Source organism: Microbacterium sp. 67-17, from assembly GCF_001898325.1.
In the GTDB taxonomy this organism is placed as follows: Bacteria; Actinomycetota; Actinomycetes; order Actinomycetales; family Microbacteriaceae; genus Microbacterium; species Microbacterium schleiferi.
Genome location: NZ_MKTR01000024.1, coordinates 431,306 through 442,719, shown reverse-complemented (window position 1 = coordinate 442,719; position 11,414 = coordinate 431,306). Strand labels below are relative to the sequence as shown.

At 66.7% G+C, this 11,414-nt stretch carries 10 protein-coding genes and 1 rRNA gene; all 11 read right to left on the bottom strand.

Annotated features, from left to right (window positions below; translation table 11 throughout):
- Nucleotides 1-203: ribosomal RNA gene (locus BGO47_RS11780) — 16S ribosomal RNA — on the bottom strand; the annotation flags it as partial.
- 513 nt (nt 204-716) lie between these two features.
- A complete protein-coding gene (gene tyrS / locus BGO47_RS11775; protein ID WP_292712137.1) occupies nt 717-2,045 on the bottom strand; it encodes a tyrosine--tRNA ligase in 1,329 nt (442 codons plus the stop codon).
- 40 nt (nt 2,046-2,085) lie between these two features.
- Nucleotides 2,086-2,784, bottom strand: coding sequence for a hypothetical protein (locus tag BGO47_RS11770; protein WP_292712135.1), 699 nt, complete (start codon nt 2,782-2,784; stop codon nt 2,086-2,088).
- Nucleotides 2,781-3,425, bottom strand: a complete 645-nt coding sequence (locus BGO47_RS11765) for a SatD family protein (protein ID WP_292712133.1) — start codon at nt 3,423-3,425, stop codon at nt 2,781-2,783. The genes BGO47_RS11770 and BGO47_RS11765 overlap by 4 nt, the downstream gene beginning before the upstream one ends.
- 69 nt (nt 3,426-3,494) lie before the next feature.
- Nucleotides 3,495-4,922 (bottom strand): argininosuccinate lyase, encoded by a 1,428-nt coding sequence (gene argH / locus BGO47_RS11760; RefSeq protein ID WP_292712131.1) that lies wholly within the window; start codon nt 4,920-4,922, stop codon nt 3,495-3,497.
- On the bottom strand, nt 4,919-6,004 hold the full coding sequence (locus BGO47_RS11755; RefSeq protein WP_292712129.1) for a heparan-alpha-glucosaminide N-acetyltransferase domain-containing protein: 1,086 nt from the start codon (nt 6,002-6,004) through the stop codon (nt 4,919-4,921). The genes argH and BGO47_RS11755 overlap by 4 nt, the downstream gene beginning before the upstream one ends.
- Nucleotides 5,983-6,906, bottom strand: coding sequence for an ornithine carbamoyltransferase (argF, locus tag BGO47_RS11750; RefSeq protein ID WP_292712127.1), 924 nt, complete (start codon nt 6,904-6,906; stop codon nt 5,983-5,985). Before argF ends, BGO47_RS11755 begins: the two co-directional genes overlap by 22 nt.
- Nucleotides 6,903-8,156, bottom strand: a complete 1,254-nt coding sequence (locus BGO47_RS11745) for an acetylornithine transaminase (protein ID WP_292712169.1) — start codon at nt 8,154-8,156, stop codon at nt 6,903-6,905. Before BGO47_RS11745 ends, argF begins: the two co-directional genes overlap by 4 nt.
- Nucleotides 8,157-8,188: 32 nt before the next feature.
- Nucleotides 8,189-9,088 carry an acetylglutamate kinase gene (gene argB / locus BGO47_RS11740; RefSeq protein ID WP_292712125.1) on the bottom strand — a complete coding sequence of 300 codons (900 nt, stop codon included), beginning with the start codon at nt 9,086-9,088 and terminating at the stop codon, nt 8,189-8,191.
- Nucleotides 9,085-10,242, bottom strand: a complete 1,158-nt coding sequence (gene argJ, locus BGO47_RS11735; protein ID WP_292712123.1) for a bifunctional glutamate N-acetyltransferase/amino-acid acetyltransferase ArgJ — start codon at nt 10,240-10,242, stop codon at nt 9,085-9,087. The genes argB and argJ overlap by 4 nt, the downstream gene beginning before the upstream one ends.
- Complete coding sequence (gene argC, locus BGO47_RS11730) at nt 10,239-11,282, bottom strand: N-acetyl-gamma-glutamyl-phosphate reductase (RefSeq protein WP_292712121.1); 1,044 nt, start codon at nt 11,280-11,282, stop codon at nt 10,239-10,241. The genes argJ and argC overlap by 4 nt, the downstream gene beginning before the upstream one ends.
- Nucleotides 11,283-11,414 lie beyond the last annotated feature (132 nt).

Here is an 11,414-nt window from a genome sequence, read left to right as displayed (position 1 = left end):
AGCTGCTGAAGATGCCTTCGCAGCTCGTATCCGGTATTAGACGCCGTTTCCAGCGCTTATCCCAGAGTCAGGGGCAGATTGCTCACGTGTTACTCACCCGTTCGCCACTGATCCACAGAGCAAGCTCTGCTTCACCGTTCGACTTGCATGTGTTAAGCACGCCGCCAGCGTTCATCCTGAGCCAGGATCAAACTCTCCGTGAAGAAATGTTGCTGCGATCAGCCGGAAATTGACTGAAGCAGCGAGTTTGATCTGACCAAAGGGATGTCATTGCTGACTATCCGTTGCCGACACCGAAGTGCCGGACTTTGATCCAAAGGAATCTCATTCAACCGAAGCTGAATCGAGGTTTTTTGGCATTTGACAAGTGCACGCTGTTGAGTTCTCAAGGATCGGATGCTCCTGCTTTCGGCCTCTCGACCTCCCCGCAGGGCAACTTCTCTATCTTATCCGTTTCTTCGTCGCTGTCAAATCGGCGTCCGGCGAGTCTCAGACTCGCTCGATCGGTCGACAAGACCACCGCGAAGAGCGGATCCCCCATCGTAGACCCGGAGGTCTGCGACTCTCAAGGAGTCTTGATGTTGGGGGGTGGTTCACTGCTTGAGGAGGGGAGGCTCTCAGCCTCACCGCGCTCCTTTGGGGCGAACAAGTAAGACATTACGCGGATGTGAACAGCGTGACAAATCCTGGCCGCATCCCGGGCGTGTCGCGCCGCATCACGCGGAGTTACGCGGGTCGACGAAGACGCCGGCCAGCGTCTTCTTGCCTCGGCGCAGCACCGACACTCCCCCGGGCAGCCCGCCCGTGACCAGCGCACCGTCGTCGTCGACACGAATACCGTCGAGCGACACTCCGCCCTGCGCGACAGCGCGGCGAGCCTCGGAGAGGCTGGTGACAAGTCCGGTTGCGACGAGCGCCTCGACGACGGTCATCTCCACCGTCCCCTGCACGTGCGGTAACTCCTCCAGCGCGGTGCGAAGGACCTCGGCATCCAGGGATGTGAGATCACCCTGCCCGAACAAGGCCTCGGAGGCGGCGATCACTCCCGCCGTCGCCTCTGCGCCATGCACGGTCGTCGTCACCTCGAGAGCGAGCCGCCGCTGCGCTGCCCGGCGGTAGGGCTCCACCGCAACGAGTCGCTCGTACTCCTCGATCTCTTCGCGGGTGAGGAACGTGAAGATCTTCATCCGCGTGATGACGTCGGCGTCGTCCGTGTTGAGCCAGAACTGGTACATCCGGTACGGAGAGCACATCGCGGCATCCAGCCAGATCGCATTGCCTTCGCTCTTGCCGAACTTCGTGCCGTCGCTGTTGGTGATCAGCGGCGTCCCGATCGCGTGAACTCCCACATGCTCGACATGGTGGACGAGATCCACACCGCTGGTGAGGTTGCCCCACTGGTCGCTGCCGCCGGTCTGCAGCACGCACCCATAGGTGCGGTAGAGCTCCAGGAAGTCCATTCCCTGCAGGATCTGGTAGCTGAACTCGGTGTAGCTGATTCCTGCCTCGGAGTTCAGTCGGGCGCTGACGGCATCCTTCTTCAGCATCGTGCCGACCCGGTAGTGCTTGCCGATCTCCCGCAGGAAGTCGATTGCCGACAGCGGCGCGGTCCAGTCGAGGTTGTTGACGATGCGGGCGGCGTTCTCGCCCTCGAAGCTGAGGAACTTCTCGACCTGCGCGCGCAGCCGCGTCACCCACTCCTGCACGGTCTCCGGCGTGTTCAACGTGCGCTCGGCAGTCGGTCGCGGATCGCCGATGAGCCCCGTCGACCCGCCGACAAGTCCCAGGGGGCGATGGCCGGCAAGCTGCAGACGGCGCAGCAACAGCAGCTGCACGAGGTTTCCCAGGTGCAGGCTCGGTGCGGTCGGGTCGAACCCGCAGTAGTACGTGATCGGCTCGCCGCCCAGCAGCTCGCGCAGCGCCTCCTGATCGGTGGATACATGCACCAGACCGCGCCAGACGATCTCGTCCCACACCGATTCGAACGAAGGATCATTCGCCGGCTCCAACGCGCGGACGGGGGAATCGGTCGTCAGTTCTGCCACGACTCTCAGGCTAGCAGCGCGCCAACTGCTGACCGGGGCCTCAGGTCGAGGTCCCCCACCAGACCAGGAAGGCCACACCAAGGGCTGTCGTCCAGCTCACGAGGCTCCCGATCAGAAAGTACTCGGCGCGGATGCCGCCCTCGCCGTCACGAGAGATCTCGGGAAAGCGGACGATGCCCTTGGCTGCAAGAACTGCGGCCAGGAGCGTGAACGCACCGGTGAGGGTGAGGGCGAAGACGAGCACCCGTTCTATCGGACCGATGAGTCGTCCGCCCTTGAGCGTCGCCGCGCGCTCATCCACGGGTACGTCCCCGTCTCGAAGCGCGATCCGAACGATCACGTTGCCCGATTCGAGCAGGAAGACGATCGCGCCGATGACGAGAACCGCGACATCCAGGCTCACTGCTCCTAGCGGCGAGCCGGAGGGCCACACGTCACCGAGCGGTCCCTGGTCTTCTCGGACACCCAGGAGCGCGACGGCGAGGGTAGCGACTGCCACCACGAGCGCGACGGGCCAAAAGCCCGCGCGCCCGCCGCGGCGATCCGGGTTGGTCAGCACCCAGACCGCCGCCACGCCGGCGGCGACGAAGCTCCAAACCGCGGCATCCGCGCCGGCCGAGGCGATGAGCAAGACAACTCCGAACGCTGCCAGAACAACCGCGCGCGACAGCCCGGTCAAGGAGCGCCGCGTGAGGTCGACGCCGCCGACGGCGAGGAGGACGATGCCTGCGGCGATCATCCGGACGCGCCGTCCAGGATTTGGAACCCCGCAACAAGTCCTGCGGCCCCGCCGGTGGCGAGTGCCTGGGAGACCGCGGACTGCGTGATCCCCTCCTGTGCGGCGAGGTCGTGTTGCGTGCGGCCCAGGCAACGGCCGTAAGCGAGGCGGCGCGTGCGCGGCGACATCGCGCCGACGATCTCATCACGCACAAGCAGGTATGCGTTGACGGATCGGACGCGCTCGGCCATGGCGGCATCCTCCCCCGGAGCTGCGACAACGCGCGTCCGGGCGCGCGGTACGGCGCGATCCTGAAGTCGGTGCACGGCCTCGACCGCGTCACGGGCCGACCACCAACCGGGGCCGTCGGAGATCTGACCGGTTGCTGACGAAACGGCGCCCACGGCGCCGATGCCGATCCCGAAGCGCAGTTCGATCTCTTCGGGAAGCGCGAGCTGAAGCAGCAGCAGCCACGCTAGCGCGTGATCCAGCTCCTCGAAGACCGCCTGGAGTTCGTCGGCGAAGGTCGCCGTCAGCGGCACGAGCGCCGTTGGCCGTTCGGCGTGGACGCGCGCAATCGTCGCCTCCAGCTCGCGCTGCGCAGCATCCCGGTCGGCAAGGCGCCGGGATCCGACGATGTCAGCGATCACCGCGATGGTCACGCAATCAGCTTAGCGCTTATGTAGCAAGATAATAAGCCTAGAGCTGATTTATGGAAGTGATCAGTTCTGTCACAGCCCCAGCGCGTGCGCGACATCCTGGACGCGGGAAATCAGTTCCGCGCGCTGCTCGGCTACCCGCACCGGAGCAGTTCCGCCCGCGCCGGTCCTACTGGCGACCGATCCTTCAATCGTCAGCACGTCGCGAACTCCCGGCGTGAGCCGCGGCGAGACGTCGACCAGCAGGTCATCGTCGGCGTCTTCGAGTCCGATCCCACGGGCCTCACATGCCTGCACGAGCTTTCCGGAGATCTCATGGGCATCCCGGAAGGGAACACCTTCCCGAACGAGCCACTCCGCGACATCCGTGGCAAGCGAGAAGCCCTGCGGTGCGAGCTCCGCCATCCGGTCGGTGTCGAAGCGCAGGGTCGCGACCATCCCGGCAAAGGCGGGCAAGACGGTCTCGAGTGTGCGCACCGAATCGAAGACGGGCTCTTTGTCTTCCTGCAGATCGCGGTTGTACGCCAGGGGCAGACCCTTGAGCGTTGCGAGCAGCCCGGTGAGGTTTCCGATCAGGCGGCCGGCCTTCCCCCTCGCCAGTTCGGCGATGTCAGGGTTCTTTTTCTGCGGCATGATGCTCGAGCCGGTGGAGTAGCCATCGTCGAGCGTGACGAAACCGAACTCACGCGTGTTCCACACGATGATGTCTTCGGCAAAGCGCGATAGATCGACGCCGATCTGGGCGGCGATGAACGCGAACTCGGCGACGACGTCGCGCGCCGCCGTGCCGTCCAGCGAGTTCTCTGCGGGCCGCGAGAGCCCCAATTCTGCAGCGACCAGTGCGGGGTCAAGACCCAGGGTCGATCCGGCGAGCGCTCCCCCGCCGTACGGAGACACCGACGCCCGCGCCGACCAATCGCGGAGTCGTTCGAGATCGCGCACGAGTGGCCACGCGTGAGCGAGCAGGTGGTGCGCCAGCAGGATCGGTTGCGCGTGCTGGAGGTGAGTGCGCCCCGGCATGATGGCGGCGGGGTGCGCCTCGGCCTGGGCGACGATGGCGTCGATGAGACGGACGATCTCACGCACCAGCGTCTGCGTGTGGTCAAGGAGGTACATCCGCACCAGCGTCGCGATCTGGTCGTTGCGGCTGCGTCCGGCCCGGAGCTTTCCGCCCAGCTCGGGACCGACGATCTCGATGAGAGCCTGCTCGAGCGCACCGTGGACGTCTTCGTCCTGAGGTCGAGCGACGACGTCGCCACGGGCAACGGCGGCCGCGAGCTCGTCGAGGCCGGCGCGCATGCTGGCAGCTTCATCAGACGTGAGGTAGCCCGCTGCCTCAAGGGCAGATGCGTGCGCCCGCGATCCTCGGATGTCGTACGCGGCGAGCGCCCAGTCGAAGTGGGTAGAGACGCTCAGGGCCGCAAGCTCGGGCGAAGGGCCCGAAGCGAATCGCGCACCCCAGAGGGCGCCATCGTGCGTTGCATCACCCGTCGCAGTCATCCTGCCAGCCTATCCGCGCGCGGCCGCGACACCCGATCGACCAGCCGTTCGAGGGGACCACGGCCGAGCAGCAGCGCCCACACGAGGCAGGCTGCGATGATCCCGAGTGTCATCGGCCAGAACGGGTTCAGGGCGCGAAAACCGAAGAGGTCGGAGGTCGTTCCCAGCGCCATAAACGCCCACACCGCCCAGACGACGATCTGCGCGGAGTACGCCGTCAGCGGCATGGCACCCAGCGTCCGGATCGGAAGGACGACGGCTCGCAGGACGGTGCGGCACACCAGCACGCACAGCGCGATGATCGCGATCGCGAACCCGCCCGAGCCCCACACTTCGAGGATGCCGCCGCTATGCTCGCTCGCTCGCCAGACCTGGCCGAGATAGTCGTCGTCGGGTGCCGGCGCCACGACGGCGAGCGTCTCTGCCACCGCGGCAACGACAAAGCCCACCCCCGCCGTCGTCCAGAGCACCGCTGGGCGCGTGAGATCGAGGCGGCCGACTGCCATGCCAGCCAAGAGGAACGCAAGCCACAGCGGTGCAGGGTAGGCCCACCCCGTCAACAGAAAGACCGCCTCACCCGGCGCCGTGTCCCAGAACGGCGCCGCCTCGATCGGGGGAAGCAGCCACGGAACGACCAGCGCCACCACGACAGCCCCGATCCACAGGGTCGCGGTTCGCACGCGCACGAACGGGATGGCCGCGGCGAACAGGATCGCGTACGCCGGCAGGATGACGTAGACCGGCACACCCGTGAGGATGAGTGCGATACCGATGACCCAGAGCACGAGGGCTCGCCAGGCCAGCCACCTGCCGGGTGCGCGGGGAGCGCGAGGGCCAGCGGTGACGATCGAGATCGAGACCCCGGCGAGGGTCGCAAACAGAATCGATGAGCGACCACCGGCAATCCCGCCCCAGGTCGACGGATCGGTCCAGTCGATCTCGGGCAGTGTGAACAGGTGAGCTGCGAGCATCCCGATCACCGCGAGCCCGCGGGCAAGATCGAGCCCCGGAATCCGCGGTGGTCCGTCAAGGCGCCGGAGATTACCGACGACCCGATCGGCTACTGCTGCTGCAGCAACCACACCAGCAGGGCCTTCTGCGCGTGGAGTCGATTTTCGGCTTCGTCCCACACGACGCTCTGTGGACCGTCGATGACCTCGGCATCCACTTCGTACCCGCGGTCGGCGGGCAGACAGTGGATGAAGATCGCGTCGTCCTTGGCGAGGCTCATGAGCTCTTGCGACACCTTGTAGGGGGTGAGGTCGCGAAGCCGCTGCAGCTTCTCGTCTTCCTTGCCCATCGAGACCCAGGTGTCGGTGACGATGATGTCTGCGCCGGCGGCGGCCTCGTTGGGGTCGGTGTAGAGCGTGACCGAGCCGCCCGTCTGTTCGGCGCGGCGGTCGGCATCGGCAACGACATCCTCGCGGGGTGCGTACTCCACCGGCGAGGCGACGCGCACATGCATCCCGGCCGTGACACCACCGAGCACATAGGACTGACCCATGTTCGTGCGCCCGTCGCCGAAGAAGGCGAGCGTGAGGCCCTTCAGGTCCCCCTTGTGCTCCTGGATGGTGAGCAGGTCGGCCAGAATCTGGCACGGGTGGAAGTCGTCGCTGAGCGCATTGATGACGGGAACCCGGGTGCCGGCAGCCATCTCTTCGAGGCCTGCCTGCGCGTAAGTGCGCCAGACGATCGCGGCGACCTGCCGCTCGATCACGCGGGCGGTGTCAGCGGGGGTCTCCTTGCCGCCCAGCTGACTGTTGGCCGTCGAGATGATCAGCGGGGACCCGCCGAGATCGGCGATGCCCACGGCAAACGACACGCGGGTGCGCGTCGAGGACTTGTCGAAGATCACCGCGACGGTCTGCGGACCCGCCAGCGGCTGGACCTGCCAGCGATCCTTCTTCAACTCCGCAGCAAGAGCGAGGATCTCCGCCTGCTCTGTCGGGGTCAGGTCATCGTCACGAAGCAGGTGGCGGGTCATTGCGCGGCTTCCTTGTCGTCGGGCTGCGAGGTCTCATCGAGCAGGAGGGCGTCGGTCACGGTCGCCAGGGACGCGGTGAACAGGGTCAAGAACTCGTCGATCTCAACGTCGCCGATCGTGAGGGCCGGTGCGATTCGGATCGTCTCATCGTTGGCGGCATTGACGATGAGTCCGTGTTCCTGCGCCGCTGCGACAACGGCTTTCGCAACGGGACGCGAGAGCGCCACACCAAGAAGCAGGCCCTGCCCGCGGCATCCGGCAATCAGCGGGGAATCGATCGCGAGGATGCCCTCACGCACCTGCGCGCCGCGCGTGCGAGCGTTGCTCACCAGGTCGGCGCGCTCGATCTCTTCCAGTACCGCCCCGGCTACCGCGGTGGCCAGCGCGTTACCACCGAACGTCGAACCATGGGTGCCGGGGTAGAACAGCTCGCTCGCCGCGCCGTAGGTGATGAGCGCACCGATCGGGAACCCGCCCCCGATGCCCTTGGCAACGGTGATGGCATCCGGGGTGATGCCGGTGTGCTGGAAGGCGAACCACTCGCCGGTGCGGCCGGCGCCGGTCTGGATCTCATCAAGGATGAGAAGCGCGCCGTGGCGCGAAGTCAGCTCGCGGGCAGCCTCGAGATAGCCGTCGGGGAGCGGCAGAACGCCGGCCTCCCCCTTGATGGGTTCGAGGATAAGCGCGGCCACCGAGTCATCCATCGCCGCCTCGAGTGCCTCAACTGTCGAGTCCAGGAACTCCACACCGGGAACCATCGGAAGGAACGGTTGCTGCATGGCCGGCTTGCCTGTGAGGGCGAGAGTGCCCATCGTGCGGCCGTGGAAGGCGTCGGTGAGGGCGAGGATGCGTGGTCTGTCGGCCCCGCCATGCAGTCGGGCAAGCTTGAACGCTGCTTCGTTGGCCTCCGCTCCCGAGTTCGAGAAGTAAACGCGGCCGGAATCACCGGTTCCAGCGAGGCGCTTGAGCCGTGCCGCCAGCGCGAGCTGCGGCGGGGTCGCGAAGTAGTTCGACACATGCGCGAGTGTCGCGGCCTGCGCTGAAACCGCCTCGACGAACGCCGGGTGTGCATGTCCCAGGGAGTTCACCGCGATACCGGCGAGGAAGTCGAGGTAGCGCTTGCCCGCGTCATCCCACAGGTAGGCACCCTCGCCGCGGGTGAACAGCGCGAGGCGGTCGCCGGCATTGGCGAGCAGGTCGCGGCGGGCATCATCCTGCCAGGATGCGGGGGTTGGTGCCTCGTCGTTCATGTCGCCTCTTTTCGTCTCGGCTAGCACGGTGCTCATGCGCTCACCACTTCGGTTCCGATGCCCTTGCTGGTGAACACTTCGATCAGGAGCGAGTGAGGCACGCGCCCGTCGATGATCGCCGCCGTGTCGACTCCCCCATCGACGGCGTCCAGACATGCCTGCATCTTGGGGACCATCCCCGACTCCAGCGTCGGGAGCATCGTCCGCAGCTCGGTCGAGGTCAGGTGCGAGACCAGCGAGTCGCGGTTCGGCCAGTCGGCGTACAGCCCCGGAACGTCGGTGAGGATGACGAGCTTGGCGGCGTTCAGCGCCACAGCGAGCGCCGCCGCCGCGGCGTCGGCGTTGACGTTCAGCGTGTGCCCGGGCCGATCAAGGTCGGGCGCTATCGAGGACACAACGGGGATGCGACCGGCGGCGAGGTGATCGAGGACCGCCGTCGGGTTGACGTGGACGACATCGCCGACCGAGCCGAGATCGACCTCTTCGCCGTTGATGACCACCCCGCGCCGGCGGCCGCCGAACAGGCCGGCGTCCTCGCCCGAGAGACCGGTGGCGAACGGACCGTGAGCATTGATCTTCGAGACCAGCTGCGGGTTGATGTGGCCGGTGAGCACCATGCGGACGACGGAGACCGCCTCGGTACTGGTCACGCGGTAGCCGCCCTGGAACTCGCTCGGGATGTCGAGGCGCTCCAGCATCCGGGAGATCTGCGGGCCGCCGCCGTGGACGACGACCGGCTTGACGCCGACGTAGCGGAGGTACGCAATGTCTTCGGCGACCGTGCGCTGCAGTTCTTCGGAGACCATCGCGTTGCCGCCGTACTTGACGACGACGATCTGGTCGCGAAAGCGCTTGAGCCAGGGCAGCGACTCGATCAGGACGGCTGCCTTCTCGGCTGCCTCATCGGGGGTGGTCTCTTGCAGGTCAGTCATGACGAGTAGGCACTGTTCTCGTGAACGTAATCGTGGGTGAGGTCGTTGGTGTAGATGGTGGCTGCAGCGTCACCGACCTTCAGATCGATGACGACCTTCGTCGCCCGCGGTGTGAGATCCACGAGCTCCCGCGGCTGGTCGGGTCCCCCGTTGGAGCACACCCGGATGCCGTTCATCTCGACATCCACGGCGTAGGGGTCGAACTCGGCAGCCGTTGTGCCGATGGCTGCCAGCACACGGCCCCAGTTCGGGTCGTTGCCGAAGATGGCAGCCTTGAAGAGGTTGTTGCGCGCAACCGACCTGCCGACCTCGACCGCGTCATCTTCGGATGCCGCGTGGATCACCTCGATCGTGATGTCGTGGCTCGCGCCTTCGGCATCCGACTGCAACTGGGTCGCGAGGTCCGTGCAGACGGCGATGAGCGCGCTGCGGAACGCCTCCGGTGGGGGCGTGACCCCGCTCGCGCCGCTGACCATCAGGGTCACCTGATCGTTCGTTGACATGCACCCGTCGGAGTCGAGGCGGTCGAAGCTCACCCGTGTCGCGGCACGCAGGTGCCCGTCGGCTTCTGCTGCAGTCAGGACGGCGTCGGTGGTCAGGACCACGAGCATCGTCGCGAGCCCGGGGGCCAGCATCCCCGCACCCTTGGCCATTCCACCGATCGTCCATCCGTCACCGGCGACGATGGTGGTCTTCGGCCGCGAGTCTGTCGTCATGATCGCTCGGGCAGCATCTTCGCCGCCGTCCGAAGACAGCGCGCCGATCGCGGCCTCGGTACCCGCGAGCACCTTGTCGCGGAACACCTGATCACCGGTGCCGATGAGCCCGGTAGAGCACACCTGGATGTCGCCAGCACTCACTCCGAGCAGTTCGGCGGCGCGCTCGGCCGTCAGGTGGGTCGTCAGAAACCCGAACGAACCGGTGAAGCAGTTCGCGCCGCCGGAGTTGAGCACGATGGCTTCGACGACGCCGTCCTGGATGGCCTGCTGCGACCAGAGGATCGGGTTCGCCTTGGCGCGGTTGCTCGTGAACACCGCTGCACCGACGCTGAGCGGGCCACGGTTGACCACCACGGCGACATCCGGCTTTCCGGTGGACTTCAGTCCAGCGGCAACGCCTGCCGCTTCGAACCCTGCGGGCGCAGTGACGGTCACGGTGCCACTCCGTTCGTGGTGAGGGCCCGGTCCTCGGGAAGGCCGAGCGCGATGTTCATGGACTGGACAGCGGCACCGGCCGTGCCCTTGACGAGATTGTCGACAGCGGCAACGACCACGACACGACCCGCGGCGCGATCGATCGCGAGGCCGAGAAGCGCCGTATTGGCTCCGACGACATCCGCCGTTCGCGGGACGTGTCCCTCCGGGAGCACGTGGACGAACGGTTCATCGGCGTACGCCTGCTCCCAGGCGGCACGGATGTCGGCATCCGTCGCACCCGGGAGGATCGGCGCCGTCGAGGTGGCGAGGATTCCGCGGGCCATCGGGACGATGACGGGGGTGAACGAGATACGGACCTCGGTGGCTCCGGCATCCTGCAGCGCCTGGCGAATCTCGGGGATGTGCCGGTGCGTGCCACCGACCGCATAGGGGTTCGCACTGCCGAGCACTTCGCTTGCCAGCAGGTGTGGTTTGAGGCTCTTGCCCGCCCCCGACGGGCCGACGGCGAGCACGCTGACGATGTCACTCGGATCGATCACCCCGGCAGCCACCCCCGGCGCAAGGGACAGACTCACCGTCGAGGCGTTGCAGCCCGGGGCGGCAATCCGCGTCGCTCCCCGCAGGCTGTCGCGGATCTTGCCGCCAGAGGCGGGGAGTTCTGGCACACCATAGGTCCACGCCTCGGGGTGCGGGCCGCCGTAGAACTGCTCCCACGCCGCTGCGTCGCGAAGCCGGTGATCGGCGCCGGCGTCGATCACCAACGGCACCTCGCCCAAGGCATCCGTGTACTGCGCCGACTGCCCGTGCGGAAGGGCAAGGAACACGATGTCATGGCCCGCGAGGATCTCCGGGGTCGTGTCCTGCAGCGTCAGGTGAGACAGCGACCGCAGGTGCGGCTGGTGCACGATGAGGGGCTGACCGGCGTTGGAGTGGGCTGTGACGGTGCGGATGTCGATATCGGGATGCTGCGCCAGCAGCCGCAGGATCTCGCCGCCGGCGTATCCGGAGGCGCCAGAGACGGCGACCGAGTAGGTCATGGATTCCACCTTATTGTCTGGGTTCGTCGTGCATCGAAAGCACAGAGCCGGAGGTGGCGACACCGCCGCGCGCGAGAGCGCAGCGGGGTCGCCTAGAGTCGGCGACCGCCCAGACGTCGGCGCAGCACGATG